Below are 25,723 nucleotides of genomic sequence, written 5' to 3' on the forward strand. Positions count from 1 at the left end.
GACCTGCCACCGGTGCGGGCACCGCGACCCGGCCAGCCGCAACGGCACCGTGTTCGCCTGCGTCAATCCCGTGTGCGGGTGGGTCGGCCATGCCGGCACCAGCGCCGCGATCAACATCAACAACGCCGCAGGGCCTGCGGTGTCAGGACGTGGAGACCTCGGGCTCACCCGGTCTGCGAAGCGTCAACCCCCGCGCGCCGCTCAACCGCGACGCGACGGGAGACCCCTCGGCCTTCCGGCCGGGGAGGAGGTCAAGGAAGGTCGTCCTTCGGCGGGACGCCGCTGATGGCCTCGGCCTCGCGCCTGGAGTAGGGGGAGCCGGGCCATTCGACCAGCAGGACGGTGGCGTCGTCGCGCAGCCGGTGCTCGTGGTAGTCGAGGTGGTGGCGGATGAGCCGGCGCAGCGTCTCGGGCACGGGCAGCTCGTCGGCCTGGTGCCGGATGAGGAAGTCGGCGAAGCGTTCCATGCCGAACTCCTCGCCGCGGTGGTTGCGCGCCTCGGTGATGCCGTCGGTGTAGAGCAGCAGCCGGTCCCCGCGCTGGAGCTGGGTGTGGCACACCGTCACCGGCAGGCCCAGGCCGGTGCCGGCCGGCGGCGCGGGGGAGCAGTCGAGCTCGACGGTGGCGCGCCTGCGCACGATGACCGGCGGGTAGTGGCCGCAGCAGACCCATTCGAGATGGCCGCTCACGATGTCGAGCGTGGCCACCACGCAGGTGGCGAACCGGTCGCCGCCGAACTGCTCGGTCAGCGCCTGGTCGATCTTGGCCGCGGACACGGCGAGCCCGTCGCCCTCGTGCCGGCTGTTGCGCAGGGTCGTCAGCGCGAGGTTCGCGGTCAGCCCGGCGCCGGTGTCGTGGCCCATCGCGTCGAAGATCGCCAGGTGTGCCTTCGTGCCGCCGAAGGAGTAGTCGTACACGTCGCCGCTGATCTCGTACGCGGGCTCCATCACCGCGCTGATCACCAGCCGCTCGGTGGCGAACGTGCGCTGCGGCATGAGCCGCCACTCCATCTCCGCCGAGACGCTCATCCGCCTGCGGCGCACGAGCCTGGCGTAGGCGTCGCTCAGGGGGCGCTTGGACACCACCAGCAGGGCCACCAGCCCGGCCAGCCGTTCCATGTCCAGCAGCGCGTCATGGTCGACGGCCGGCAGGGTGACGCTCACCACGCCCAACCGGTCGGTGCCGTCCACCAGCGGCACCCACCACTGCAGCGGGTCGCGTACCGTCGCCGGCATGATCTTCCCGTGCTGGAAGGCCCGCCCCGCCACCGTGCCCTCGATGGCGATCTCGTCGCTCTCGCGCTCGCCGGCCGGGGCCGGCTCGGCGACCAGCGGGGAGAGCACCTCCTGCTGCAGGTCCGCGAGATAGATCAGCACGTCGCAGAGTCCGACCCGGGCCGCGTGCTCGGACACCAGGCCGGGGATCTGCTCCAGCGTCGAGGTGTGGCTGGCGGAGATCAACTCACCGAACATCGCCGCCCGCGCCGCCGCCGACCCTGCCGCCGGTCGGGAATCGTGAGAGGACATGTACTCACCGTAACCATCGGCCGCGGCGACGACGGTGTCCGGGGCGCGCGAACCGCCGGTACGGGCCCGGCGGTGACCGTGACGGTCACGACCGGGCGCCGCGTCGGCCGGGTCAGCGGCCGTGGCGGCGCCGCACGTACAGGCGGCTGCCCTCCGGCCCGGTCCACTCCATCTGTACGACGCCGGGCACGGCGGCCTCGGCGACGCGCGACGGGTCGGCCCAGTAACCGGCGGCCGGGTTGCGGAAGAACGTGGCCCACAGCCGCCCGGCGTGGTCGGCGAAGAGGTTGTTGTGGCCGGCCCCGACCCCCGCCGTCCACCGCTCCGAGTACGGCCCCTCGAACCGGTCCGCGACGGCGATCACCGCGTCGTACTGGTACTGCGTACGCCCCGCGCCGGGCGGATCGTAGGCGTGCCGGGCCCCGTCGGCCGACACCCGGTCCCAGGCGGCGTGCAGCAGGTAGTACTTGCCCCGGTGCTTGAACACGTACGCGCCTTCGAGGTACGGCTCGGGCGCGTACGGCGTCTGCTGGAAGGCCGGCAGGCCGGTCATCGGGACGATGTCCTCCATGTCGTCCCTGAACTTGGCGTACAGGTGGTTGTGCAGCACGAGCCAGGCGTCGCGGCCCTCGGTGTAGAGGCTGCCGTCGATGTGGTGGTAAGCGCCCGGCTTGATGAACGCGGGCCCGCCGATGAACGAGTCGCCGAACGGCTTGTCGTGGTTGCCCTCGGCGAGCCGGTACGGCCCCTCGACGCCACCCTCGCTGACCAGCAGGAACGAGCCGACCTTCTGCGAGTGGTCGCCCATGCACGCGACGATGTACCACTTGCCGCCGAAGCGGTGCACCTCAGGTGCCCAGACGTTGCCGCGCTTGCCGAACTGCTCGTCGGTCCAGTACTCCTGCCAGGGCGCCACGACCACGCGGCCCGGCCGGTTCTCGCCGGCGAACTCGGGCGACCAGACCTTGCCCTTCTCGGCGCCGGGCCGCACGCGGGTGGTGTCGGCCAGCCGCCACGGCCCGCGCAGCGACGGGGCCGTCCAGACGAAGATGCCGTCGTTCCACGGCGCGGCCGCGGGGAGTCCGGGGACCCGGGTGGTGCCCGTGGCCACGTAGAGCGGCTTGCCGCCGACGTCGAAGCAGTTGACGTAGGTGTCCCGCATCCACACCCGGCCGAGCTCCCTGTCGCGGGGACGCTGTTCGAGCGGCAGCACGAACGAGTTGTCCTCGCGCGGCCACAGGTCGGGCCGGATGTCGGCGAGGCCGTACGGCTCGGGGTCGGGCCAGTTCGGCGGATACCGCCTCGCCGCCGTCGCTGTCCGCGCATGCTCTTCTGCCTGTGCGGCCGTGGCGGGCAGCGCGGCGGCTCCTAAGAGGCCGGCGGCGCCCGCCAGCAAGGAGCGCCTGCCGACGTCGGCTCCGTGGTCAGCACCACTCATCAGCCATGTCCCTTCAAATCGGCGACTGCCGGGTGTGATCCGGCTATGTCCGGGAGTCTGCCTAATTCAGATGAATTACGTCAATAACTCGGAAGAAATAGCCGAGCGAAGAGGGGGCGGCCTCGGAGGGCGTTCTGGATCTCTGGTCAGACCCGGTCGAGGGGCCGGTGCGGGCCGTCCGGGAGCCGGACCTCGATCAGGTCACCCGGACGTACGACGCCGCCCGTCCTGACCACGCTCATGATGCCCGCCTTACGCACCAGGTTCCCGGCCTCGTCGCGGCCGACGACCTCCTTGAGCAGGCCCTTGCCGAACCCGTCGATCTGCAGGCAGGGATTGCGCAGGCCGGTCACCTCCACCACGGCCTCGCCGCCGATGAGCAGCAGCGTGCCCACCGGCAGGCCGAGCAGGTCGATGCCCTGGGTGGTGATGTTCTCGCCCAGCTCGCCCGGCGCGATCGCGAACCCGGCCGCCGCCACCTCGGCGAAGAGCTCCTCGTGGATGAGGTGCACCTGGCGCAGGTTCGGCTGGGTCGGGTCCTGAGCGACCCGGGAGCGGTGCTTGACCGTGACGCCCATGTGCGCGTCCCCCTCGACCCCGAGCCCCGCGAGCAACGTGATGCTCTCGCGGGCCGGCTTGGAGAAGGAGTGCTCGCCGTTGCTGCTGACCGAGGTGACAGCGCCGCCCATCCTGATGAGTCCCCTTTACGTGGTGTCGACCGTTTGGGCGCATCCTATCCGGCGAAGATCTCCACCGTCCCGGGGCGTCCGGTGCGGAGCGCTCAAGGGCGTTCGTCACCGTCGATCGCCGAGCGCAGCACCCCGATCACCATGGCGAGCTCCGTCAGCAGCCCCGACACCGTCGTCCGGTCGCCGCCGTTGAACGACACCATGCGCAGCTCCTCCGGCTTCGGCAGCTTCGCCATGATCTCGGGCAGCGACTCGATCAGCCTGGCCTGAAGGCTGGCCGGCGTCTGCGCGTTGTCGATGTCGGCCCGCAGCCGCGCCCGCTCCACCTCCAGCAGCGCCCGCTCGTGCTCGGCCAGCGCGCTGGACTGCGTCAGCCGCAGCTCGCCGTCCAGCTCCAGGCGCTTGAGCTCCTGCTCCCGCTCGATCCTGAGCCTGCCGGTCTCGGCCTCCTCCTCGTGCCGCTCGCGCTCCATCCGCATCGCGTGCCTGGTCGTCTCCGCCTCCAGCTCCGCGACCGCCCTGGCGTCGTCGTGCTCGCGCTGGGTGCGCCGCAGCCGCTCGGCGACCTCGGTGTCGAACTGAGCCGCCTCGTTGCGGGCGCGCAGCTCGTCCAGCTCCCGCTCGTGCTCCAGGCGCAGCGTCTCCTTCAGCCGCGCCGCCGCCATCTCCCGCTCGGCGATCGCTTCCTCAGAACGCAGCTCCGCCAGCCGGGCGACCTGCCCCTGCTCGGCCCGGTACGGCTTCTGCAGGTTCTCCCACAGCTGCGAGGAGCTGACCACCGCCTCCTTGATCTGCACGGTGACGATGCGCAGGCCGAGGCCCTGGTCGCTGTTGTCCTCGCCCTCGGCCACCGCGCGCAGCCGGGCGGTCAGCTCCTCGATGATGGGCTGCTTGTCGCTGAGCACGTCACGCACGCCCATGGTGGCCACCTTGTCCTTGATGGCCGCCTCCGCCTGCTCGCGCAGCTGGAGGTTGACCAGCCGCATCGGGTCCTCGGGGTCGCCGAAGTCCAGCTTGCGGTAGGCGGTGGGGAACGCCTGGATGCCCCACTGCACGTACCCCTGCACGAGGACGCCCTGAAGCTCCCGGCAGATGCAGTACGCGTTGATCAGGATGGTCTGGGTGGCGCCCGGCACCACCAGGAACGAGTCGGTCGCCGGGTTGAAGCGGAACGAGACGCCGAGACCGATGTGCAGCGGCTGGGCCCGCCCGCGCCTGGTGTGGACCACGAACGCGTTGGGCGGCACCAGGACGTTCTTCCACCGCCAGAAACCCGTGATCCGCACGTCCACCGGGCCTGCCCCGGACCGGTCAGGACCCGGCCCGCCGCCGAGCGCGCGTTCCCGCTTGACCAGCGGTCCCGCGGCCATGGGCGGCTGCTCGGCGGGAGGGCGGCGGGCCCTGAGATCGTCCTCCAGCACCGCCTGCTGCGCCACGACCTGCTCCAGATAGGCGTTGCCCTTGCCAGCGGTGCTCATCGAACCCCTCCGCCCACCTCGCGACTGCGGACGAGTCTCGCCTACGCCGCGGAAGCGTCGCAACCGACTTACAAATTCGCGATCACGACTGGGTAATGTGGGACCCGTGTCTTGTGCGTAGGTGAGGAGGTGATCACGGTGCATCCGGTCCCATGACAGCCCCATCCCGGGGTGTCACGGAGCCGAAAGGTGACCGTATGAGCAAGACCGACAAGACCCGGCCGTGGTGGGTGCGGCTGGCCGACGCGCCCATGGTGACCTGCGCGCCCGTCCACGACCACCGCTTCGGGCCGTGCACGCTGACCGCGGAGATCACCGCCGGCAGCGCGTCGCTGAACCGCCGCCTCAGCGGCTGCCACTGGCAGGCCACCTCCTTCTACCTGTTCGACCTCGGAGGCGCGGGCGGAGCCAGGGAGTGGTACTTCATCCGGCGTGCGGACCGCCGCCGCGACCGGCGCGCGGCGCGCCGTGCACTGCGCGCCTACCGGCGCGAACGCTGATCGTCGTCACAGGGTGGCAGGCTGTCCTGTCCTTGTCGGTACGACTTCACGTAGCGACAGGAGCCAGACCCTTGCCACCCGCCAGCCCCCCGTTCCGGATCCGGGTCCCGATGAGCGCCCGCCCCGTCGACGAGCCGCACCGCGTCTCCAGCCAGCTTGAGCTGCTGTTCGACCTCACGTTCGTGGTCGCCGTGGCGGCCGCCACCGCCGAGCTCGCGCACCACATCGCCGATGGTCACGGCCTCGCCGGGCTGATCCCGTTCCTTCAGGTGTTCTTCGCGATCTGGTGGGCGTGGATGAACTTCACCTGGTTCGCCTCGTGCTACGACACCGACGACGTCGCCTACCGGCTGCTGACCATGGTGCAGATGGCCGGCGTGCTGGTGCTGGCCGCCGGGCTGCCCGCCGCGGCCGGGCACGACGACTACGCGATCGTCACGCTGGGCTACTTCATCATGCGGCTCGGGCTCGTCGCCCAGTGGCTGCGGGCCGCGGCCGAGGACGGTGGGCGGCGTCGTACGGCGCTGCGCTACGCGACCGGCGTCGGGCTGCTCCAGGTCGGCTGGGTGCTCAGGCTCGTCCTGGACGAGACGGGCATCCTGCCGCCCGCGCTGCGGCTGCCGTTCTTCGCCTGCCTCGTCGTCCTGGAGCTCGCGGTGCCGCGCTGGGCCGAACGGGTCAACCCCACCACCTGGCACCCGCACCACATCGCCGAACGCTACGGCCTGTTCACCATCATCCTGCTCGGCGAGAGCGTCCTGGCCGCGAGCAGGGGAGTGCAGGGAGCGCTGGAAGCTGGCCGGGGCGGAGGCGCCCTGGTGGTGGTCGCAGGGTCCGGGCTGGTGCTGCTGTTCGCCCTGTGGTGGCTGTACTTCCTCGTGGAGGCCGGTGAGGGGCTGAGCGAGCGCCGTCACCGCTCGTTCCTGTGGGGCTACGGACATTACGGGATCTTCGCCGCCCTCGCGGCGCTCGGCGCCGGGCTGGAGGTCGCGGTGGAGCAGGGCGGTCACCGGCTGGAGGTCTCGCCCACGGCGCTCGGCTACGCGGTCGCCGTGCCCGTCGCCGTGTTCCTCGTCCTCATCGCGGCGGTGCACGCGCTGCTCGTGGCCCAGGCCGCCCTACGCCCGCCCGTGGTCGCGGTGGGAGTCGCGGCCATCCTGCTGCTGCCACTGGCGGCGCCCCTGATCGGCGTGACCGCCGTGGTCGTGGCCGTCGCGGCCGTCTGCGTCCTGCTGGTCGCCGTCACGATCGCGCGCGGGCGCCGCTCAGCGCGCCACGTCCATGCGCTGGGTGCCGATGACCGACAGCAGCTTCAGCGCCTGCTCGGAGGGTGAGCCGGGATCGGCGGTGTAGATCACGACCTGCTGGTCCCGGCCGGAGATCTCCAGGACGTCGCAGTTGAGGGTGATCGGGCCGACCAGCGGATGCTGGAAGGTCTTGCACAGGGAGTGCTCGTCGTCCACGTCGTGCGAGGCCCACAGCCGGGCGAACTCCTCGCTGCCGGCCAGCAGCTCGGCCACCAGCTCGGCCAGCTCGGGATCGTCCGGGTAGCGGGCGGTGGTGGCGCGCAGGTCGCGGGCCGCGGAGCGGGCGAACTCCGCCACGTTGGAGACCCCGTACAGCCGCAGGCCGTGCGGGTGCGGGCCGAGGAAGGCCCGGCGCACCAGGTTGCGCTCGCGCCGCGGCAGGGCGGAGAAGTCCTCCATCAAGGCCGCCGCCAGGTCGTTCCACGCGAGCACCTCGTACGCGGCCGACGTCACGATCGCCGCCGCCTGCGGCAGCCGTTCCAGCAGGTCGAGAATGCTCTGCCGCACCTCGCGCGACGGACCGGGCACCTGCGCCGGCGGCGCGCCGGCGAGATGGTGCAGATGGGCGCGCTCGGCGTCCGACAGGCGCAGCGCGCGGGCCAGCCCCGCCAGCACCTCGCGCGACGGGCGCGGGGCGCGGGCCTGTTCGAGCCGGGTGTAGTACTCGGTCGAGATGAAGGCCAGGTTCGCCGCCTCCTCGCGCCGCAGCCCCGGGGTGCGGCGGCGCGGCCCGGCGGGCAGCCCCACGTCGGCCGGCGCGATCCGCTCGCGCCTGCTGCGCAGGAAGGCGGCCAGCTCTCTTCTGTCCATGCCCCCAGTCTGCACGGCCGCCGGCGGCGTCAGCCAGGTACCACCGGTGCCTGGATATGTCGCGCCATCTCCGGCCCGGCGGGCGGGGTTACAGGCGGGTGAGGGCCCGCAACGTCCACACGTCCGCGGCCAGTGGCATCACTGCGGGGCTACAGGCGGGTGAGGGCCTGCATCGCCTCCCGTTCGATCCGGGCCAGGTCGCGCAGGACGGCGCCGGCCCGTTGGAGGGGCGCCGCGTCGCCGCTCTCCCCGGCCTTCGCGACCAGCGCGGCCACGTCCGTCCAGAGGACGGCGGCCTCGCCGTACAGCCGATGGCCGGTGCGCAGCGGGGCGGCGTCGATCAGCCCGGCGCACTCGCCGAGGAAGTCCCGGTACAGGGCACGGAACAGACCCCCGCCCGTTCCGGCCCGTTCCATGAGGTCGCCGGCCAGCACCAGGTCCCGCTCGGGCCGCTCCGCGCGGGAGAGCCATCCGGGCACCAGCCCGGCCGCCTTCTCGATGCCGCGATGGCCCAGGTTCGCGATGGGCGGTGCCAGGAACGCCTCGGAGCACGCTCTGATCGCGGGCACGAGCCGCTCCTGCCAGCGGGGCGCGTCCCCGGGGACGGCGACGGTGAACGACCGGTTCCGCGCGGTCATCGGCCCCCGCTCCGCCCGCGCCAGGGCCAGGGAGGCCAGGCTCGTCCGCACCCCGCCGCCCTGCTGCGCGGTGTCCACCAGGTACGCCTCGCGCTCGTCGTAGCCGTACATCGCCACGACATGGCCGCCGAAGTGTGTCCTCGACCCGAAGTACTCCAGGTGGTAGCAGTCGAGCTGGAGGCCGACCGGCCGGCCGGCGTCGATCGGCCCGGCCACGTTCCGCCACGCCTTGCCCGCCGACGTGGTCTCTTCTGCGTGCAAGGTCAGCCCCAGCCGGGCAGCCAGGTTCAGGGTCAGCGCGTACGGTTTGACGCGCCCCCCGAGGAACGGGAACGGCAGATTTCTGCCGTCCCAGTAGACGAACGACAGCCCCGAGCCGAGCCCGAACAACATCGGCTCGGACAGGTCGAGCCCCTCGTGCCGCAGCAGCACTCCCAGCGCCGTCGTCTCGCAGTGGTGTCCGCCCCGGGCGTCGATGTCCGCCACGATCGTCATGTCCTGCTCCAGTGGTGCGGTGGGTCGAAGGGCACGGGACGAGCATGACGTCTCCCCCGGGGGGAGAGTCCAGCGGGGCCTGGCCCGATCACTCTTCAGGGATCACTATGGCCTGGAGGTGATGAAGGTGAGCAAGCGCACATGAGGAACGAACGACCCGGGCCGGCCCTCTCGTACGAACCCCTGACCCCCACGAGCTTTCTCCAGCGGTCGGCCGCCGTGTTCGGCCCCAGGACGGCGGTCGTGGACGGCGAGCTGACCCTCACGTACGCCCAGCTCTGGGAACGCGCCCAGCGGCTGGCCGGAGCACTGGCGGCGGCCGGAGTACGGCCGGGGGATCGGGTCGCGGTGCTGGCCGCCAACGGCCACCGGTTGCTGGAGGCCACCTTCGGCGTCCCGGCCGCGGGCGCCGTCATGGTGCCGATGAACATCCGCCTGTCCGCCGACGAACTGGCCTACATCCTCGGCCATGCCGAGGCGTCGGTGCTGCTGCACGACGACGGGTCCGCCGAGCTCGCCCGCGCGGCGGCCAGGGGAACGGCGGTCCTGCTGGTGTCGTCCGCCGAGTACGAGCAGCGCGTCGAGGCGGCAGAACCCCTCCTCGTGCCGGTCGGCGACGAGCTGTCACCCCTGTCGATCAACTACACCAGCGGCACCACCGGACGCCCGAAGGGAGTCGTCTACCACCATCGGGGCGCCTACCTCCAGTCCCTGGCCATGGCCCTGCACACCCGGCTCGACGCCGGCAGCGGCTACCTGTGGACCCTGCCCATGTTCCACTGCCACGGCTGGTGCTTCCCGTGGGCGGTGACGCTGGCCGGCGCCCGCCACGTCTGCCTGCCCAAGGTCGAGCCGGGCGAGGCGTGGCGGCTGATCCGCGCTCACCGCGTCACCCACCTGTGCGGCGCCCCGACCGTGCTCACGTCGCTGCTCGCGCACGAGGACGCGCCCGACGCCGAGCTCGACCCCCGCCTGCTGGCCTGCGTCGGCGGCGCGCCCCCGAGCCCCGCGCTGCTGCGCCGCGCCCTGCGCGCCGGGATCGACGTCATCCACCTGTACGGCCTGACCGAGACCTACGGCCCCGCCGTCATCTGCCAGCCCCAGCCCGAATGGAGCGGCCTGGACGTCGAGGAGTCGGCCGCGCTGACCGCCCGCCAGGGCGTGGGCAACGTGATCGCCCAGCGCGTGCGGGTCGTCGGCGAGGACGGCGCCGACGTGCCGGCCGACGCCGCCACGATCGGCGAGATCGCGGTACGCGGCAACGACGTCATGGTGGGCTACCACCGTGACCCTGAGGCCACGGAGAAGGCCACGCCCGACGGCTGGTTCCGTACCGGAGACCTGGGGGTGGTCCACCCCGACGGCTACGTGCGCCTCGTCGACCGCGCCAAGGACGTGATCATCTCGGGCGGCGAGAACATCGCCTCCGTCGAGGTGGAGAACGCCCTGGTCAGCCATCCCGGCGTGCAGGAGGCCGCGGTCGTCGCGCGGCCCGACGAGCACTGGGGCGAGGTGCCCGTCGCCTACGTCAGCCTCGCCCCCGGCGCGCGGGCCACCGAGGCCGAGCTGATCGAGCACGTACGGACCCGCCTGGCCCGCTTCAAAGCCCCCAAAGCGGTGTATTTCGGCGAGCTGCCGAAGACCTCCACCGGCAAGATCCAGAAGAACGTGCTCCGCCGGCAGGCATCCTCACCTGCGGACATAGGTTAACGAACGCCCGGGAGGGAAGATCGCATCCACGGGGAGACGATCGGCAGTGGGGGCGTCATGGTCACTTCGCGCAGCATTTTCCGGCGCAAACCAGTCGACCGGATCGCCACCGAACACGAGGGAGAGCTGGCCAGGACACTCGGCCTGTGGCAGCTCACCGCCATCGGGGTCGGCGGCATCATCGGCGCGGGCATCTTCGCCCTGGCCGGCGCCGTCGCCAACGAGACCGCCGGGCCCGCCGTGCTCGTGTCGTTTCTCATCGCGGGCGTCGCCAGCGCCGCCGCCGCGCTCTCCTACGCCGAGTTCGCCGGGCTGATCCCCAAGGCCGGCTCCGCCTACACCTACGGTTACGCCGTGCTCGGCGAGATCGTCGGCTGGTTCATCGGCTGGGACCTGCTGCTGGAGTACACCGCGATCGTCGCGGTCGTCGGCATCGGCATCTCCGGCTACTTCGGCTTCCTGCTCCAGCAGCTCGGCCTCAGCCTGCCCGCGTGGATGCTCGGCGCGCCCGGCACCGGCGAGGGGCACGTGGTCGACCTGTTCGCGGTGCTGCTCTGCCTGCTCATCGCCTACCTGCTGAACCTCGGCATCCGCGCCGCCGCCCGGTTCGAGACCGTCGTGGTGGGGATCAAGGTCGCCGTCGTGCTGCTGGTCATCGTCGTCGGCTTCTTCCACATCAACACCGCCAACTACACGCCGTTCTTCCCGTTCGGGATCGGCGGGGCCATCACCGGCGCCGCCACCGTCTTCTTCGCCGTCTTCGGCTACGACGCGATGAGCACGGCCGCCGAGGAGTCGCGCGACGCCCGCCGCCACATGCCCAGGGCCATCATCTACTCGCTCGTCATCGCGATGGTCCTGTACGTGCTGGCCTGTCTCGTCCTGACCGGCATGCAGAACTACCGCGAGATCGACCCGGAGAGCGGCTTCTCCACGGCCTTCGCCTCGGTCGGCCTGTCCGGCCTGGCCACGCTGATCGCGGTCGGGGCCATCGTCGGCATCCTCACCGTCATGTTCACGTTCATGCTCGGCGTCACCCGCGTCTGGTTCTCGATGAGCAGGGACGGGCTGCTGCCCGCCTGGTTCGCCAAGCTGCATCCGGTACGGCGGGTGCCGACCCGCGTCACCTGGATCGTGGGGGCCGCCTCCGCCGTCATCGCCGGGTTCCTGCCGATCCGGGAGGCGGCCGAGCTGACGAACATCGGCATCCTGCTGGCGTTCGTGGTCGTGTGCGTGGCGGTGATCGTACTCCGTTACCGCCAGCCCGACCTGCCCCGCTCCTTCCGTACGCCGTGGATGCCGGTGGTGCCGGCTGTGGGGGTCGTCTTCTCGATCTGGCTCATCACCTTCCTGGCCCCGGCGACGTGGCTGCGCTTCGGCGTCTGGTTCCTCATCGGCCTGGTCATCTACTTCGCCTACAGCCGCCGCCACTCGGCCCTGAACACCACCGCCCCGGAAACGGACGGCACCACCCCCTGACCACCTGACGCCGGTCGGCGGCTACGGGCGGCGGCGGTGCCGGTGTGCGTTGGCCAGGGCCCAGGCCGTCGCCCAGTCCCGGTGCCTGGCCCGGTCCAGCGCGCGCCGGAAGAGCGTGAACATCCCGGTCACGAGTAGCCCCGCCACGCTGACGAGCAGCAGCGCCGTCACCACGGCGTCGACCCGCAGCCGCATGGCGCTGGCCGGCGGCCCGGCGAGCGCGCCCGCCCCGTCCACCCACACCGTCAGCCGCGTGCCGGCCTCGGCCGGGAAACCCACCGGCACCCGTCCCGTCCGCGTCAGCCCGCCGGGCGCCGTCCACCGCGCCTCCGCCCACCGCACGCCATCCGCCCCGGAACCCAGCCCGCGCCCTGTCACGCCGCCCGCCGCACCATCCGCAACGCCGCCCGCAACGCCGCCCGTCACGCCGTTCGCTGCACCGCCCGTCACGCCATCCGCCGCAACGCCGCTCGTCCTGTCGCCCGCTACGCCGTTCGTCGCGCTGCCCGTCACGCCGCTGGTCGTGTCGCCGGTCGCGCCGTCCGTCACGTAGCCCGCCAGTTCGCCGAAGGACGGCTGTGGTGGTGGGGTGTCCTCCAGCAGGGTCGCGGCGACCTGCCGCCGTTCCGCGGCCTCCGCCAGCGCCTCCGTGTACGCCTGCCGCGCCCCGGTCACCGCCGGCCAGACGCTCAGCAGCACCAGGAACGCCGCCACCAGCAGCCCCGCCCCCTCCAGGCGATCGGAGCGCCGCCGCAGCGGGTTGCCGTCCGGCCGGTACAGCCGCACCTGCCGCACCACCCAGCCCGTCACGTGCCTCATCGCATACCCCCCGGCAGCATCCACCCTCCGACAGCGCGATCACCTCAGGCGGTGGCCAACACCCCCGCAGCACAGGGACTTTAGGGGCTTCCCACGCCCCCCGCACGCTGATCGCCCCCGCCACGCCCACGCGCCACGCCCAGCCACACCGGCTCGCCTTCGCCGGGTCCGCGTTCTGGCGGCGGCGACCCCTGGAATCATGGTGGCGCGGGCCCGCCGCGACACTTCCGCCGGGGGCACCGCTCCCTGCCTACCGCATCGGCCTGTCACATTGGGCCCGTCACATCTGGACGGTCGGGAACGTCAATGCGGTGAAGGATCGCGATGACGAGGTAGGACCCCATGAACGACAACGATTTCCTGGCCGGCCGGTTCGAGGAGCATCGGGGACACCTGAAAGCGGTGGCGTACCGGATGCTGGGCTCGCTCAGCGAGGCCGACGACGCCGTGCAGGAGGCGTGGCTGCGGCTCAGCCGGGCCGGCGCGGGCGACGTGGAGAACCTGGCCGGCTGGCTCACCACGGTCGTCGGGCGGGTGTGCCTCGACATGCTGCGCACCCGCACCTCGCGCCGCGAAGAGTCCCTTGAGACGCGCCTTCCCGACCCGGTGGTGAGCCCGCCCGACGGCCTCGACCCCGAGCAGGCGGCCCTGGTCGCCGACTCCGTCGGGCTGGCGCTGCTGGTGGTGCTGGAGTCGCTCACCCCGGCCGAGCGGCTGGCGTTCGTGCTGCACGACATGTTCGCGGTGCCGTTCGAGGAGATCGCGCCGCTCGTGGGGCGCTCGCCCGCTGCGGCCAGGCAGTTGGCCAGCCGGGCGCGGCGGCGCGTGCGCGGGTCGGCGCCGGTGCCCGACCCCGACATGGCCAGGCAGCGGGAGGTCGTCGAGGCGTTCGTGGCCGCCGCGCACCGGGGCGATCTGACCGCGCTGGTCGCCGTGCTCGACCCGGACGTGGTGCTGCGGGTCGATGCGGGCGCGCTCGCCGAGGCCGCGGGGCCCCGGGCCAAGGTGGGCGTGGCGGCCGGAGGCGGCTACGCGGAGCTGCGCGGCGCGGAGCAGGTGGCCGGGCAGGCGGTCACGTTCCGCCGCCATTCGCCGTCGTCGGCACATCCGGCGCTGGTCAACGGCCAGGCGGGCCTGGTCAGCACCATCGACGGCCGGCCGTCCGCGGTGATGAGCTTCACGATCGAGAACGGGCGCATCGTCGAGATCGACATCCTGGCCGACCCGGACCGCCTGGCCGCCCTCGACCTGACCGTGACAGGCCGCTGACCGGTGCCGAGCGGGCCGGCGGCGGGCAGACCGGTGCCGAGCGGACCAGTGCCGGGCTGACCGGCGGCGGCATCACTTGGCGGCGGGGCGGGCGCGTACGTGCATGCGCTCGCCCTGCGGCCCGAAGAGGGCCAGCACCTCGCCGGGCTCGTCGTCCGGGTTGACGAACGCGTGCGGCGTCCGCGTGTCGAACTCCGCCACCTCACCCGCCTCCAGCGTCACGTCATGCTGCCCGAGCAGCAGCCGCAACCGCCCCGACAGCACGTAAAGCCACTCATACCCCTCGTGGGCCTTCTGCTCGGGAACGTAGCCCGGCCAGCGCGGCGGGTAGATCTGCTTGTACGCCTGCATCCCGCCCGGCCGCCGGCTCAGCGGGATGTACGTCATCCCGTGCTGCTTGATCGGCGTCATGTGCACCCGGGGATCGCCGGTGACCGGGGCGTCGATCAGCTCGTCGAGCTGCACGTGGTAAGCCCTGGCCAGCAGGAGCAGCAGCTCAAGCGTGGGTTTGCGGCCGCCCGACTCCAGCCGCGACAGCGTGCTGACCGAGATGCCGGTGCTCTTGGACACCTGCGCCAGCGTCGTGTCCCGCTTCTGCCGCAGCGCCTTCAGCCGGGGGCCGACCGCCCGCAGCACGTCATCGAGTTCCATGCGCTCCAGATTGCCATTTCGGCAACGAACTTTGTCAAACCGGGCCCCGCGGACGGACAGTGGCGGAGCGCATCAGGAGCGCATCAGGGGCGCAGCAGACGTTCGAGAGGAAACGGGCGATGGACGCGACATACGACGTGGTGGTGATCGGCGGCGGGGCCGCCGGGCTGAGCGGGGCGCTCACGCTGGGCCGGGCGCGGCGCAAGGTGCTGGTGATCGACGCGGGCAGCCCGCGCAACGCCCCGGCCGCGGGCGTGCACACGTACCTGGGGCACGAGGGCACGCCGCCGCGTGAGCTGCTCGCCGCCGGCCGAGAGGAGGTGGCCGGCTACGGCGGCGAGGTGGTGACGGGCACGGTGGAGAAGGCGGAGCGGACCGGCGACGGGCGCTTCCGCGTCGTCCTCGACGACGGCTCCGCGGTCGAGGCGGGCCGGCTGCTGGTGACCACCGGCCTGGTGGACGAGCTGCCGCCGGTGACCGGCCTGGCCGAGCTGTGGGGCAAGGACGTGCTGCACTGCCCGTACTGCCACGGCTGGGAGGTGCGCGACCGGGTCATCGGCGTGCTCAACACCGGGCCGCTCGCCACGCACCAGGCCCTGCTGTGGCGGCAGCTGAGCCAGGACGTGACCCTCTACCTGCACACCGGTCCCGAGCCGGCGGAGGAGGCGCGCGAACAACTCGCCGCCAGGGGCGTCAAGGTGGTCGAGGGCGAGGTGGCCGGGCTCGCGATGACCGGCGGCAGGCTGAGCGGCGTTCGGCTGACCGCCGGCGGCGAGGTGCCCTGCCAGGCGCTGGCCGTCGCCCCGCGGATGACCGGCCGGACCGAGCTGCTGGAAGGGCTCGGGCTGGAGACGGCCGAGCAGGAGGTGGGCGGGCACGTCCTCGGCGTGTACGTGCCGTCGGGGCCGATGGGGGAGACCGCGGTGCCGGGCGTGTGGGTGGCGGGCAACGTGACCAGCGTGATCGACCAGGTCGTCGCCGCCGCGGCCGCCGGTGTGCGCGCCGGGGCGTCGATCAACGCCGACCTGGTCGCGCAGGAGACCCGCGAGGCCGTCGCCGCCCGCCGTACCGAGGCCCTGGAGCAGCACTGGGACGCCCGCTACACCGAGAGCGGCCAGATCTGGAGCGGCGAGCCCAACGCGGTGCTCGTCCGCGAGGTCTCCGATCTGCCGCCGGGCCGGGCGCTCGACCTGGGCAGCGGCGAGGGCGGGGACGCGATCTGGCTGGCCGGCCGGGGCTGGCGGGTCACCGCCGCCGACGTCTCGGGCGTCGCGCTGCGCCGCGCCGCCGAGCACGCGGAACGGGCCGGGGTGGCGGACCGCATCGACTGGCAGCGGCACGACCTCGCCGCCACCTTCCCCGAGGGTGCCTTCGACCTGGTCTCGGCCTGCTTCCTGCACTCCCTGGTCGACATGCCGCGCGAGAAGATCCTGCGCAGGGCCGCCGAGGCCGTCGCGCCCGGCGGCGTGCTGCTGGTCGCCGGGCACGCGGGCTGGCCGTCGTGGCACCCCGACCCGATCCCCGGCGTGCACTTCCCGACGCCGCGGGAGGTGTTCGACTCGCTGGAGCCGGAGGAGGGCGAGTGGGAGGTGCTGCGCAGCGAGGAGCACGAGCGCGTGCAGAACGACCTGGAGGGGCGGCCGGCCACGCGCACGGACAACCTGCTCCTGCTCCGCCGCCTGCGCTGACCGGCCCACACCCCAGCAGCGAATCTACATTGTAAAGGCACCCGGCCGGGCGCCGTAGGCGGTGCCCTTGCCGGAAAGGCGCGCCGAAGCGGCGGCGGGCACGAAAGCGGACTCGCCCGGCCGCAGCGTCAGGTCGTCGCCGAGGCGGGCCTCGCCCTCAACGCAGAGCACGATCCGCGGTACGCCCCCGGCCAGCTCATGGGCGCTCTCGCCGGCCAGTTCGTAACGGGTGAGGGCGAACTCGGGCGCCGGGGGGCGGTAGTCGTACGCGCCGGCGGCGTCGCGTACGGGCTCGACCAGGAACGGCTCGGACGGCCCGAACTCGACGACGCGCATCAGCTCGGCCACGTCCACGTGCTTGGAGGTCAGGCCGCAGCGCAGGACGTTGTCGGAGTTGGCCATGATCTCGACGCCGATGCCGCCGAGATAGGCGTGCGGCACCCCGGCGCCGAGGTAGAGGGCCTGGCCGGGCTCCAGTTCGACGTGGTTGAGCAGGAGGGCGGCGGTGATGCCCGGGTCGCCGGGGTAAGCGCGGGCGATGTCGCCGTAGGCGGCCAGGTCGGGCTCGGCCGAGCCGAGCAGCGTCCGTTCGATCAGGTCGCGCAGGGGCCGTGCGGCCTCGCCGAGCATCTCGGCGAACACGGTACGCACCGCCCGCGTGGGCTCGCCGCTCGTGAGCGTGTCGATCCAGGGTCGCAGGCCGGGCACGCCGAGCCGGTCGAGCAGACCGGCGGCGGACGCGGGCGCGCGGAAGCCGCACAGGCCGTGGAAGGGGGTGAGGGCGCAGACCATCTCGGGCTTGTGCGAGGCGTCCTTGTACGTACGGGCGAAGTCGTCGAGCGGGATCCCACGCGCGTTCTCGCCGGCGTACCCGGCCGCGGCCTGCTCGCTCGTGGGGTGGACCTGGAGGGAGAGCGGGCGTTCGATGGCCAGGACCTTGAGCAGGTAGGGCAGCTCGGGGCCGAACCTGGCGGCGGTACGCTCGCCGAGCGTGGCGGCGGGATCGCGGGCGATGAGGTCGCCGAGCGGGACGTCCCCGACGGTCGAGGGGGCGCCTGGATGGGCGCCCATCCAGAGTTCGGCCTGCGGTTTCCCGGTCGGCTCCGTGCCGAACAGGCGCGGCAGGGCGGTGACCGAGCCCCAGTCGTAGGGGCGAATGGTGGTGGCCAGGCGCATGGGCGCGCTGGCCGGTGGCAGGTCGGGCTGTGGCACGGGGTCAGGCTCCAATCGTCGTCACTGGAGCGTAGAACGGTATCGCCGCTTATGCGCGATCGGGGGCGCCCGTTCGACACCGGCTATACGTCGGTATAGTCTGCTCTCCGTACGGACAGCATGTTGTACGAGCGGACAGGAGGGGCGGGGTGACGACCGCACCGGACCCAGCGGACCTCACGGCGCGTGCTCGGATCAGGGACGCGGCGCTGCGCCACATCGGCGAGCACGGCTACGAGCGGGCCACCATCCGCGGCATCGCCGAGACCGCCGGCGTCTCGCCGGGCCTGGTACGCCACCACTTCGGCTCCAAGCAGGCGCTGCGCGAGGCGTGCGACGAGCACCTGATGAAGACCATGCACCGCCTGCACGAGCAGGCTGGGCAGCAGCCGCCGGTCGGGTTCAACCCGGTCGCCGTCATGGGGCCCTACCGGCGCTACCTCGCGCGGGCACTGTCGGAGGGCTGGGCTTCGCCGTTCTTCGACGAGATGGTGCGCATCGGGGAGCGGTGGCTGGCCGAGGCCGACAAGGACCGGCCCGAGCCGCCCGACGTCGACCCGCGCACCCGCGCGGCGGTGCTGGCCGCGATGGCGCTGGCGCCCACCGTGCTGTCGCAGCTCGTCGAGCGGGGCATGGGCGCCGGGATCGACAGCGCAGAAGGCCAGGACAAGCTGCTGCGGGCGCTGCTGGACATCCATTCCCACCCCCTGCTCACCCCCGAGGAGGCCGCCCGCGCCAGGGCCGCCCTCGACCGGGGGAGGCCCGGATGAGGAGCCACATGAGGAGCCACATGAGGAGCCGCATGAGAAGTCACGTGAGGAGTCGCGTCATGACCGACGCCATCGCCGTCTCGGGCCTGCGCAAGGCTTTCGGCAGGACCACCGCGCTCGACGGGCTCGACCTCGCCGTGCGGGCGGGGGAGGTGCACGGCTTCCTCGGGCCCAACGGCGCGGGCAAGAGCACCACGATCCGGATCCTGCTCGGGCTGCTCCGCGCCGACGCGGGCACCGCCCGGCTACTGGGCGGGGACCCGTGGACGGAGGCGGCCGAGCTGCACCGGCGGCTGGCGTACGTGCCGGGCGACGTGACGCTGTGGCCGGGCCTGTCCGGCGGGGAGGCCATCGACCTGCTCGGCCGGCTGCGCGGCGGCCTCGACCGGCGGCGCAGGGCCGAGCTGCTCGAACGCTTCGACCTCGACCCGCGCAAGAAGGGCCGCGCCTACTCCAAGGGCAACCGGCAGAAGGTGGCGCTGGTCGCGGCGCTGGCCTCCGGCGCCGAGCTGCTCATCCTGGACGAGCCCACCTCCGGTCTCGACCCGCTGATGGAGGAGGTGTTCCGCGACTGCGTCAGGGAGGAGCGGCGGCGCGGCGACCGTACGGTGCTGCTGTCCAGCCACATCCTGGCGGAGGTCGAGGCGCTGTGCGACCGGGTGACGATCGTGCGCGACGGCCGCACGGTCGAGACGGGCACGCTGGAGGGGCTGCGCCGGCTGGCCCGCACCTCGATCGAGGCCGACCTGGCCGGACCGCCCGACGGGCTGGCCGACCTGCCGGGCGTGCACGACGTGAGCACGGATGGCGGCCGGGTGCGGTTCACCGTGGAGGCCGCGGCGCTGGACCCGGCGCTGCGCCGGCTGACGCGGGCCGGGGTCCGCGGCCTGGTCAGCCGGCCTCCCACACTGGAGGAGCTGTTCCTGCGCCACTACGACAAAACCGCCCGCACCGGCTGAGGACGGCTGCTCCCCGCGCCGGCCGGTCAGCGGGCGCGGGGGCCCAGGATGACCGGCATCGTACGGACGCTGTTGCCCAGCAGTGTGTCCAGCGGCGGCAGCTCCTCCGGCAACGCGACCGGTTTCATCGCCGGGAACGCCGCGAACAGCGCCTTGAGCGCGATCTCGCCCTCCAGCCTGGCCAGCGGCGCGCCGAGGCAGAAGTGCGGCCCGTGCCCGAAGGCCAGGTGCGTGACCTGCGGTCGGGTGATGTCGAAGACGTCCGCCCGCTCGTACTGGCCGGGATCGCGCCCGGCGGAGGCGAAGCAGGCCAGCACCGGCTCGCCGCCGCGCAGCCGCACGCCGTCGATCTCGACGTCGCGCACGGCGTAACGCATGGGGAAGTACGCGATGGGGGAGTCCCACCGCAGCGTCTCCTCCACGGCCGCGCTGTAGGGGCAGCGCCCCGAGCGCAGCAGCTCCAGCTGGTCCGGCTCGCCGAGCAGAACGCGGATGGCGTTGGTGATCAGGTTGACGGTCGTCACGTGGCCGGCGATGAACAGCAGCTCGATCGTGGCGAACAGCTCGTCCTCCGACAGCCGCCCGCCGTCCTTCTCGTGCAGCTCGAACAGGTCGGTGATGAGGTCCTCGCCGGGCGTGCCGCGGCGCTCCTCGATGATCCGGTCGAGCAGCTCGCGCAGCTCCCTGCGCAGGGCGGGCGAGTCCTCCAGGCCGCCGACCTGGGCGATGGCGTCGCTGAGCCGGTGCAGATCGTCCTGGTGGGCGGCCGGGATGCCGATCAGCTCGGAGATGACCTCGCGCGGCAGCGGATAGGCGAACTCCAGCCGCAGGTCCACCGGCGCGTCCGCGGGCAGGCTCGCCAGCCGGTCGATCAGCCTGGCGGTGAGCTCCTCGATGCGCGGGCGCAGCCCGTTCAGCCGGCGCTGCGAGAAGGCGGCGGTCAGCGGCATGCGCAGCCGGCGGTGACGTTCGCCTTCGGCGTTGAGCATGGACGTGTCGGTGACGATGCGGTCGATGGCCGTGCCCGGCGGCAGCGTGTGCCGGTCCGCCCAGTGGTGCAGCTCCCTGGACATGTCCGGATGGGTCAGCACGGCCATCAGCGTGGCGTAGTCGGTGGCGGCCCAGGCCCGCACGCCCTCCGCGGTCACGGGCACGAGCGGGCCTGCCTCACGCAGCCGCTCGTTGTCTCCGTGCAGGTCGGCGGTGGCCGGGTCGAGGATGAAGCGGCTGTCATCGGTCATCTGAGCCTCATCCCGTCCTTTTCGCGCTGACCGCCAGCGCGGCCACGTCCATGCCGGGGTCCTGGTCGAGGTAGAGGTCGCGGACGAGCTCGCCGGCGGCCGGGGCGTTGCACAGGCCGTGGCCGGAGAAGCCGGTCGCGTACAGGAAGGCCGGCGGGCCCGGCCGGTGCCCGATGAAGGCGGTCTTGTCGGGGCTGGCGTCGCGCAGCCCGGTGACGGCGGTGTGCAGGGCGAGCCCGGCCAGGCTCGGGTACGTCTCCGCCAGCCGCTCGGCCACCTCACGCCGCCACGACTCGCGGTCCGGGCCCGGATAGCCCATGCCGATGAGCAGCCGGTCGCCGCGCAGCCGTACCAGCAGGCCGGTGGCGGCGTGCAGGGTGACCGGGATGTCCGGCGTGGCGGGCGGGAGCGGGTCGGTGGTGAGCAGCTCCTGCTCGATCGGGTCGGTGAGCGGCATGTCCACGCCCGCGCACCGGACGAGCGCGGCCGACCAGGCGCCTGCCGCGCACACGATGGCGTCGGCGGAGATCTCCCCGTCGGCGGTCTGGATGCGGCCGGCCTCGGCGTCGATGGCGGTGACCGCGCAGCCGGTGCGCAGCGCCGCCCCGGCCTGCTCGGCGGCGCGGGCATAAGCCGTGACGATGGCCGTGGTGTCGGAGATGTAGGCGTCGGGCGAGTACGCCGCCGCGACCAGCGGCACGTCGCCGATGAGCGGGTTGCGTTCCCTGGCCTCCTCGACCCCGATCAGGCCGACGTTCACCCCGGCCGCCCGCTGGGCGGGCAGGTCGGCCTCGAACGCCGCGACCTGCTCGGGCTCGGAGAACAGCACCAGGTAGCCGACCTGCCGCAACGGCAGCTCGGTGCCCGGCCTGCTGGGAAAGGCCCGGTAGGCGTCGAGGCTGCGTACGGCCAGCGCCGAGCTGACCGGGTTGCCGGCGAAGTAGGAGCGCACGACGTCGGCAGTGGCCCTGGACGCGCCGGAACCGAGCGTGCCCCGCTCCAGCAGCGTCACGTCGACCCCGGCCTCGGCCAGGTGGAAGGCGATCGACAGCCCGATCACGCCGCCGCCGATCACCACCACGCGCGAGTCGCGGCTCATGCGGGAGCCTGCAGTTTGCGCAGGTTCTCACCGGCCTGCCACGGGAACAGGTGCAGGTTCCACCCGCCCAGGCAGTTGCAGTAGAGGGCCATGTGAGCCATCACCGCGACGAAGTCCTCGTGGCTGTCGAGGCGCTCCAGCCCTGCCAGCAGCCGCTGGGTGAAGTCCCACAGCTGGTCGAGGCCGCAGTAGCCGAGGAACTCGGCAGGGGTGTGGGCGAGCTGCCGGGTCATCTGGCGCAGCCACGGCATCGGCATGCCGTCGAGGGCGGCGCGGACGAGCCCGCCGTAGCAGCTGTAGCCGAGCGGCCGGGTCTCGCCGTTGACGAACAGCAGCGTGGTCAGCACCGTGTCGTAGCTGCCCGCGCCCGAGGGGATGCGGCCCTCGTGCAGGTCGAGCAGCTCCTGCGGCGGCTCCAGCCAGATGCGCTGGGTCTCGGCGTGCACCTCGGTGACGAGCCGGTTGAGCTCGGGGTCGCCGATGGGCAGGCGGGGCAGCTCGTGGCCGCCGCTCTGGCCGGCCCGCCGGACCTCGGCGATGACCGGCTCCTTGGTGGTGTAGACCGAGCGCCACACCTCGCGGCCGGCCTCGGCGAGGGCGTCGAGGTCGTTCTCGGCGACCAGGCCGACCGGGGTGGCGGTCATGGGCTCGGTCAGCTCGCCGTACTTGATGCCGAGGTGCTGCAGCCGCGAGCAGAACAGCGTGCCGTCGGGCACGGTACGCCGGTCCACCTTGTACTCGGCGTCGGTGTGCAGCAGGGAGTGCACCGGGGCCAGGTGGTACAGGTGGTACCCGGCGACCAGGGCGTGTCCTTGCAGGCTGCGGTAGGGCAGCGCGTCCCACAGGCACTGGGCCAGGGCGGGGTTGCGCTGGTCGAGTTCGGCGGCCACGGTGATGCCGAGGCTCGGCCAGGATATCTCTACTTGCTTAGAGTTGTTCACAATAAGTCACTCTAACGACGCGTATCGTGACGACAGAGGTGGGGTGGCCCTGTTTACCGGGACATGACCTGGTCGGGGGCGAGGCGGGGCGCACCCCAGATCGACTCAGGATCCACGTACGGGCGGATCAGCTCGGTCAGCACGGGATCGCCGCGGCCGTGCAGCTCGTCGGCGGCCACCTTGCGGACCACGCCCGCCATCACGTCGGCGACCTGCACCCGCTCGTCCAGCTCCGAGTCGACCAGCCGCAGCCCGGCCATCCGGCCGCCGGCGATCTCGCGCATCTGCGCGACGCGCTCGTCGGTCAGTGTGGTCTGCCGGTCGTGCACGACCATGACGGGGCCGCCGCCCGCGCCCCAGTACGTCACCGCCCGGACGATCGCCGGGATGAGCGGGTCGAGCGCGGGGAACACGTAGGGGTCGTCGAGCAGCCGTTCCCTGAACGCCTCGGCCCGCGCCCGCGACCGCCACAGCGACTCCATGATCGCCCCCGCCGCGCCGCCGGCCCCGCGCAGCTCGTCGACCAGCCCGAACGTCTCCTCGACCGACGTGACGACCCCCTGGCCGTTCTTGGCCCGCAGCAGGTAGTTGAAGGAGTCGAGGAAGGCCGCCCACCGCTCGGCGCCGAACGCCCGCGGGCCCTCCCGGTAGAGGGTCAGCGCCGTGTCCACGGCGGCCGGGTCGAGGCCGATGCGCGGCGCGTGGTCGTCCTGGAGCAGCCCGGCGACCTTGCCCACCAGGTAGAAGGTCTTGTCGGTGAGAAACACGCGCACGTTGCCGAGCACCGGCCCGCTCGGGCTGAGCAGCCACAGCAGCGCCGCCCGGTGCTTGTCGCGCAGCACGTGGCCCGCGGCGTACTCGGAGGCGGGCGTGGGCGCCCGCACGCGCAGCTCCGCGACGCAGGCCAGCGCCGTCTCGGCGTCCATCAGCACGCTGGCGTGCGCGAACGTGTCGGTGTTGCCGCCGATGAGCTTCTCGCCCTCCGCGCCGGACTCGTCACACGCGATCTCGAGGGGTTCGTGCACACCAGCGAATCTATCCGGGGCCGCCGCCGGTCGCGAGACAATTTCCCCTGGTACGCCCGCGCCGAGCCGGCCAGGACCGGTTACGTTGGGTGCCGCGAGGCGGACGCCGCAGACCGAAGCGGCCGGCGCGCCGTGACCTGGAAGGATGCATGACCGCCACCCCCACCCCCCGGCAGGCCGGCCTTGGCCGGATGGTCCGCGAGATCCGCGCGGAGGCCGACCGGGCCCGCGCCACTCCGGCCCCCGAGCTCACCTTCACCCTCTGGCGCCGCTTCGCGGACACCGGCGAGCGGCAGGCGTACGAGCGCGCCTATTTCGAACGCCGCCGCCGCCTGGCCGCCCTCGTCCTGGCCGCGCACCTCGACGGCCGGCCCGACCCGGCGCTGGACGACCTGCTGTGGTCGGTGTGCGACGAGCGCACCTGGGTCCTGCCGGCCCACGAGCCGCAGGACCGCCCGCCGGACACGTTCGTGGACCTGTTCGCCGCCGAGACCGGCCACACCCTGGCCGAGGCCGCCTCCCTGCTCGACGGCCTGGCCGACCCCCGCGTCCTGGCCCGGGTCCGTGAGGAGGTGGACCGCAGGGTGTTGCGTCCTCTTTATGGTGATCCGGCCCCGATGTGGTGGGAGAGCGCCCGGCACAACTGGCCGGCCGTCTGCGCCGGGGCGGCCGGCCTGGCCGCGCTCGCCCTCGGCTCGTCCCACCTGCCCGTGCTGCTGCCCCGGCTGCGCGCGGCCATGGAGGCGTTCCTGTCGGGCGCGGGCCGGGACGGTGCCTGCCTGGAGGGGCCGGACTACTGGACGTACGGGTTCGGCTACTTCACCTACTTCGCCGAGGCGCTGCGCGAGCACACCGGGGAGGACCTGCTGGACGATCCGCACGTACGGGAGATGGCCGCGTACCCGGCCAGGATCGACCTCGGCGACGGCGCCAGGCCCGCCTTCGCCGACGCGCACGGCGAGGGCGTCTACCCCCTGGGGTTGTTGTGCCGCCTGTCCGGCCGCCTCGGCGTTCCTCTGCCGGTCCGCACCGGCGAGCCGTCCTTCCACGACGACCCCTGCTACCGGTGGGGCCACCTGAGCCGCACGCTGTGGTGGTCGGAGGACGTCCCGGAAGCGGGCCCGGAGCCGTGCTCGTACCTGCCGGACGCCGCGATCGTGGTGGCCAGGTCGGGCGGCACCGCCTTCGCCGCCAAGGGCGGCCACAACGACGAGCCGCACAACCACCTCGACCTCGGCCACTTCGTGCTGCGCGGCCACGGGCGGACGCTGCTCGACGACCTCGGCGCGCCCGAGTACACCCGCGACTACTTCCGCGAGGGCCGCTACCGGGTGCCCCACGCCTCGGCGGAATGGCACTCCGTCCCCCTGATCGACGGCTCCGGCCAGTCGCCGGGCCCCGGCCGCCGCGCCGAGGTCGTCGCGCACGCGGCCGGCGACGGCGCGCTGACGTTCGCGCTCGACCTCACCGCCGCCTACGACGCCCCCGCGCTCGACCGGCTCGTCCGCACGTTCCGCTGGCGGGCCGGGCGGCTGGAGCTGGAGGACACCTTCGATCTCCGCACCGGGGACGCGCTGGTGGAGGAGCTGTTCGTCTCCCGTGTCCGCCCGTCCGTGGCGCCGGGACGGGTGAGCTGGGGGCCGCTCGCGCTCGCGGTCCCGCCCGGATGGCGGGCCCGGGCCGAGGAACGGGACGTACGTGGCCACCGCGGCGAGCACGAGACGATCCACCGCGTACGCCTGACGGCCCGAATCCCCTCAGGCGCGCACCGCTTCGTCTTCACGATGGAGTGAGCCGGGGGCCCTTCAGTCGGTGCGTCCCGCGCGCAGGCGGGCGGAGAGCGCGGCGGCCTGGGTGCGGCGCTGCATGCTGAGCTTGGCCAGTAGGTTGGAGACGTAGTTCTTGACCGTCTTCTCGGCCAGGAACATGCGCTCGCCGATCTGCCGGTTCGTCAGCCCCTCGCCGATGAGGTCGAGGAT

The 25,723-nt window shown here is 72.8% G+C and carries 24 protein-coding genes; 10 read left to right on the forward strand and 14 right to left on the reverse strand.

The genetic code is table 11. The features are described 5' to 3' along the window. A partial coding sequence (locus tag AB0C28_RS55190) for a zinc ribbon domain-containing protein (RefSeq protein WP_358085389.1) occupies positions 1-286 on the forward strand: 286 nt, incomplete at its 5' end. Here AB0C28_RS55190 and AB0C28_RS55195 read toward each other — a convergent pair. The 4 genes from AB0C28_RS55195 to AB0C28_RS55210 form a co-directional block, all read right to left on the reverse strand. Further along, positions 252-1,526, reverse strand: a complete 1,275-nt coding sequence (locus tag AB0C28_RS55195) for a PP2C family protein-serine/threonine phosphatase (RefSeq protein WP_358085392.1) — start codon at positions 1,524-1,526, stop codon at positions 252-254. The two genes, AB0C28_RS55190 and AB0C28_RS55195, sit on opposite strands and share 35 nt — an antisense overlap. A gap of 112 nt (positions 1,527-1,638) precedes the next feature. After that, the gene (locus tag AB0C28_RS55200; protein ID WP_358085395.1) at positions 1,639-2,964 is read right to left on the reverse strand and encodes a family 43 glycosylhydrolase; all 1,326 of its coding nucleotides are present in this window, start codon (positions 2,962-2,964) and stop codon (positions 1,639-1,641) included. Positions 2,965-3,110: 146 nt separating this feature from the next. Next, positions 3,111-3,653, reverse strand: coding sequence for an MOSC domain-containing protein (locus AB0C28_RS55205; RefSeq protein WP_357858635.1), 543 nt, complete (start codon positions 3,651-3,653; stop codon positions 3,111-3,113). A 92-nt stretch (positions 3,654-3,745) separates the two neighbouring features. Beyond that, on the reverse strand, positions 3,746-5,131 hold the full coding sequence (locus AB0C28_RS55210; protein ID WP_357858638.1) for an SPFH domain-containing protein: 1,386 nt from the start codon (positions 5,129-5,131) through the stop codon (positions 3,746-3,748). A 197-nt stretch (positions 5,132-5,328) separates the two neighbouring features. Here AB0C28_RS55210 and AB0C28_RS55215 point away from each other — a divergent pair, with 197 nt between their 5' ends. Together AB0C28_RS55215 and AB0C28_RS55220 are read left to right on the forward strand one after the other, a co-directional pair. After that, on the forward strand, positions 5,329-5,631 hold the full coding sequence (locus AB0C28_RS55215; RefSeq protein ID WP_358085398.1) for a hypothetical protein: 303 nt from the start codon (positions 5,329-5,331) through the stop codon (positions 5,629-5,631). 110 nt (positions 5,632-5,741) lie between these two features. Then, on the forward strand, positions 5,742-6,965 hold the full coding sequence (locus AB0C28_RS55220) for a low temperature requirement protein A (protein ID WP_358085401.1): 1,224 nt from the start codon (positions 5,742-5,744) through the stop codon (positions 6,963-6,965). On the opposite strand, the gene AB0C28_RS55225 is transcribed toward AB0C28_RS55220, so the two are convergent. After that, complete coding sequence (locus tag AB0C28_RS55225) at positions 6,897-7,748, reverse strand: helix-turn-helix transcriptional regulator (RefSeq protein ID WP_357858647.1); 852 nt, start codon at positions 7,746-7,748, stop codon at positions 6,897-6,899. The two genes, AB0C28_RS55220 and AB0C28_RS55225, sit on opposite strands and share 69 nt — an antisense overlap. Positions 7,749-7,897: 149 nt before the next feature. Further along, positions 7,898-8,881 carry a BtrH N-terminal domain-containing protein gene (locus AB0C28_RS55230; protein WP_358085403.1) on the reverse strand — a complete coding sequence of 328 codons (984 nt, stop codon included), beginning with the start codon at positions 8,879-8,881 and terminating at the stop codon, positions 7,898-7,900. 141 nt (positions 8,882-9,022) lie between these two features. On the opposite strand from AB0C28_RS55230, the gene AB0C28_RS55235 reads away from it, so the two are divergent. Both AB0C28_RS55235 and AB0C28_RS55240 read left to right on the forward strand, forming a co-directional pair. After that, positions 9,023-10,591, forward strand: a complete 1,569-nt coding sequence (locus AB0C28_RS55235) for a long-chain-fatty-acid--CoA ligase (RefSeq protein ID WP_358085406.1) — start codon at positions 9,023-9,025, stop codon at positions 10,589-10,591. 57 nt (positions 10,592-10,648) lie between these two features. Beyond that, the gene (locus AB0C28_RS55240; protein WP_357858656.1) at positions 10,649-12,070 is read left to right on the forward strand and encodes an amino acid permease; all 1,422 of its coding nucleotides are present in this window, start codon (positions 10,649-10,651) and stop codon (positions 12,068-12,070) included. Between the two features lie 21 nt (positions 12,071-12,091). Here AB0C28_RS55240 and AB0C28_RS55245 read toward each other — a convergent pair whose 3' ends face one another. Next, positions 12,092-12,889: a hypothetical protein gene (locus AB0C28_RS55245; RefSeq protein ID WP_358085409.1), complete on the reverse strand. Its 798-nt coding sequence runs from the start codon at positions 12,887-12,889 to the stop codon at positions 12,092-12,094. A 342-nt stretch (positions 12,890-13,231) separates the two neighbouring features. On the opposite strand from AB0C28_RS55245, the gene AB0C28_RS55250 reads away from it, so the two are divergent. Continuing rightward, complete coding sequence (locus AB0C28_RS55250; protein WP_358085411.1) at positions 13,232-14,158, forward strand: sigma-70 family RNA polymerase sigma factor; 927 nt, start codon at positions 13,232-13,234, stop codon at positions 14,156-14,158. 72 nt (positions 14,159-14,230) lie between these two features. On the opposite strand, the gene AB0C28_RS55255 is transcribed toward AB0C28_RS55250, so the two are convergent. Further along, entirely contained in the window at positions 14,231-14,809 is a 579-nt protein-coding gene (locus AB0C28_RS55255) for an XRE family transcriptional regulator (protein ID WP_357858665.1), read from the reverse strand. A gap of 119 nt (positions 14,810-14,928) precedes the next feature. Here AB0C28_RS55255 and AB0C28_RS55260 point away from each other — a divergent pair, with 119 nt between their 5' ends. Further along, positions 14,929-16,497 (forward strand): bifunctional NAD(P)/FAD-dependent oxidoreductase/class I SAM-dependent methyltransferase, encoded by a 1,569-nt coding sequence (locus tag AB0C28_RS55260; RefSeq protein ID WP_358085413.1) that lies wholly within the window; start codon positions 14,929-14,931, stop codon positions 16,495-16,497. Between the two features lie 24 nt (positions 16,498-16,521). On the opposite strand, the gene manA is transcribed toward AB0C28_RS55260, so the two are convergent. After that, positions 16,522-17,709 carry a mannose-6-phosphate isomerase, class I gene (gene manA / locus AB0C28_RS55265; RefSeq protein ID WP_358085415.1) on the reverse strand — a complete coding sequence of 396 codons (1,188 nt, stop codon included), beginning with the start codon at positions 17,707-17,709 and terminating at the stop codon, positions 16,522-16,524. 149 nt (positions 17,710-17,858) lie between these two features. Here manA and AB0C28_RS55270 point away from each other — a divergent pair, with 149 nt between their 5' ends. After that, on the forward strand, positions 17,859-18,479 hold the full coding sequence (locus tag AB0C28_RS55270; protein ID WP_358085417.1) for a helix-turn-helix domain-containing protein: 621 nt from the start codon (positions 17,859-17,861) through the stop codon (positions 18,477-18,479). A 59-nt stretch (positions 18,480-18,538) separates the two neighbouring features. Continuing rightward, positions 18,539-19,438 carry an ABC transporter ATP-binding protein gene (locus AB0C28_RS55275; protein ID WP_357858678.1) on the forward strand — a complete coding sequence of 300 codons (900 nt, stop codon included), beginning with the start codon at positions 18,539-18,541 and terminating at the stop codon, positions 19,436-19,438. Positions 19,439-19,464: 26 nt separating this feature from the next. Here the strand turns inward: AB0C28_RS55275 and AB0C28_RS55280 are convergent, their stop codons facing one another. From AB0C28_RS55280 to AB0C28_RS55295, 4 genes are read right to left on the reverse strand one after another with little or no spacing between them, the layout of a single operon-like run. Then, a complete protein-coding gene (locus tag AB0C28_RS55280; protein WP_357858681.1) occupies positions 19,465-20,679 on the reverse strand; it encodes a cytochrome P450 in 1,215 nt (404 codons plus the stop codon). A gap of 7 nt (positions 20,680-20,686) precedes the next feature. Continuing rightward, positions 20,687-21,778 carry an FAD-dependent oxidoreductase gene (locus AB0C28_RS55285; protein WP_357858684.1) on the reverse strand — a complete coding sequence of 364 codons (1,092 nt, stop codon included), beginning with the start codon at positions 21,776-21,778 and terminating at the stop codon, positions 20,687-20,689. After that, entirely contained in the window at positions 21,775-22,719 is a 945-nt protein-coding gene (locus tag AB0C28_RS55290; RefSeq protein ID WP_357858687.1) for a hypothetical protein, read from the reverse strand. The genes AB0C28_RS55285 and AB0C28_RS55290 overlap by 4 nt, the downstream gene beginning before the upstream one ends. Positions 22,720-22,772: 53 nt before the next feature. After that, positions 22,773-23,744, reverse strand: coding sequence for a hypothetical protein (locus AB0C28_RS55295; protein WP_357858690.1), 972 nt, complete (start codon positions 23,742-23,744; stop codon positions 22,773-22,775). A gap of 149 nt (positions 23,745-23,893) precedes the next feature. On the opposite strand from AB0C28_RS55295, the gene AB0C28_RS55300 reads away from it, so the two are divergent. Continuing rightward, positions 23,894-25,537: a heparinase II/III family protein gene (locus AB0C28_RS55300; protein WP_358085420.1), complete on the forward strand. Its 1,644-nt coding sequence runs from the start codon at positions 23,894-23,896 to the stop codon at positions 25,535-25,537. Positions 25,538-25,549: 12 nt separating this feature from the next. Here AB0C28_RS55300 and AB0C28_RS55305 read toward each other — a convergent pair. Beyond that, the coding region (locus AB0C28_RS55305) for a LuxR C-terminal-related transcriptional regulator (protein ID WP_358085423.1) at positions 25,550-25,723 on the reverse strand (174 nt) is incomplete at its 5' end.

Origin of the sequence: Nonomuraea sp. NPDC048892 (genome assembly GCF_040649735.1) — a bacterium.
Taxonomy (GTDB): domain Bacteria; phylum Actinomycetota; class Actinomycetes; order Streptosporangiales; family Streptosporangiaceae; genus Nonomuraea; species Nonomuraea maheshkhaliensis.

What these genes read in the sequence shown, in the direction of transcription:
- AB0C28_RS55195 (WP_358085392.1), bottom strand. Translation starts at nt 1,526, where the DNA reads ATGTCCTCTCACGATTCCCGACCGGCGGCAGGGTCGGCGGCGGCGCGG.
- AB0C28_RS55200 (WP_358085395.1), bottom strand. Translation starts at nt 2,964, where the DNA reads ATGAGTGGTGCTGACCACGGAGCCGACGTCGGCAGGCGCTCCTTGCTG.
- AB0C28_RS55205 (WP_357858635.1), bottom strand. Translation starts at nt 3,653, where the DNA reads ATGGGCGGCGCTGTCACCTCGGTCAGCAGCAACGGCGAGCACTCCTTC.
- AB0C28_RS55210 (WP_357858638.1), bottom strand. Translation starts at nt 5,131, where the DNA reads ATGAGCACCGCTGGCAAGGGCAACGCCTATCTGGAGCAGGTCGTGGCG.
- AB0C28_RS55215 (WP_358085398.1), top strand. Translation starts at nt 5,329, where the DNA reads ATGAGCAAGACCGACAAGACCCGGCCGTGGTGGGTGCGGCTGGCCGAC.
- AB0C28_RS55220 (WP_358085401.1), top strand. Translation starts at nt 5,742, where the DNA reads ATGAGCGCCCGCCCCGTCGACGAGCCGCACCGCGTCTCCAGCCAGCTT.
- AB0C28_RS55225 (WP_357858647.1), bottom strand. Translation starts at nt 7,748, where the DNA reads ATGGACAGAAGAGAGCTGGCCGCCTTCCTGCGCAGCAGGCGCGAGCGG.
- AB0C28_RS55230 (WP_358085403.1), bottom strand. Translation starts at nt 8,881, where the DNA reads ATGACGATCGTGGCGGACATCGACGCCCGGGGCGGACACCACTGCGAG.
- AB0C28_RS55235 (WP_358085406.1), top strand. Translation starts at nt 9,023, where the DNA reads ATGAGGAACGAACGACCCGGGCCGGCCCTCTCGTACGAACCCCTGACC.
- AB0C28_RS55240 (WP_357858656.1), top strand. Translation starts at nt 10,649, where the DNA reads ATGGTCACTTCGCGCAGCATTTTCCGGCGCAAACCAGTCGACCGGATC.
- AB0C28_RS55245 (WP_358085409.1), bottom strand. Translation starts at nt 12,889, where the DNA reads ATGAGGCACGTGACGGGCTGGGTGGTGCGGCAGGTGCGGCTGTACCGG.
- AB0C28_RS55250 (WP_358085411.1), top strand. Translation starts at nt 13,232, where the DNA reads ATGAACGACAACGATTTCCTGGCCGGCCGGTTCGAGGAGCATCGGGGA.
- AB0C28_RS55255 (WP_357858665.1), bottom strand. Translation starts at nt 14,809, where the DNA reads ATGGAACTCGATGACGTGCTGCGGGCGGTCGGCCCCCGGCTGAAGGCG.
- AB0C28_RS55260 (WP_358085413.1), top strand. Translation starts at nt 14,929, where the DNA reads ATGGACGCGACATACGACGTGGTGGTGATCGGCGGCGGGGCCGCCGGG.
- AB0C28_RS55275 (WP_357858678.1), top strand. Translation starts at nt 18,539, where the DNA reads ATGACCGACGCCATCGCCGTCTCGGGCCTGCGCAAGGCTTTCGGCAGG.
- AB0C28_RS55280 (WP_357858681.1), bottom strand. Translation starts at nt 20,679, where the DNA reads ATGACCGATGACAGCCGCTTCATCCTCGACCCGGCCACCGCCGACCTG.
- AB0C28_RS55285 (WP_357858684.1), bottom strand. Translation starts at nt 21,778, where the DNA reads ATGAGCCGCGACTCGCGCGTGGTGGTGATCGGCGGCGGCGTGATCGGG.
- AB0C28_RS55300 (WP_358085420.1), top strand. Translation starts at nt 23,894, where the DNA reads ATGACCGCCACCCCCACCCCCCGGCAGGCCGGCCTTGGCCGGATGGTC.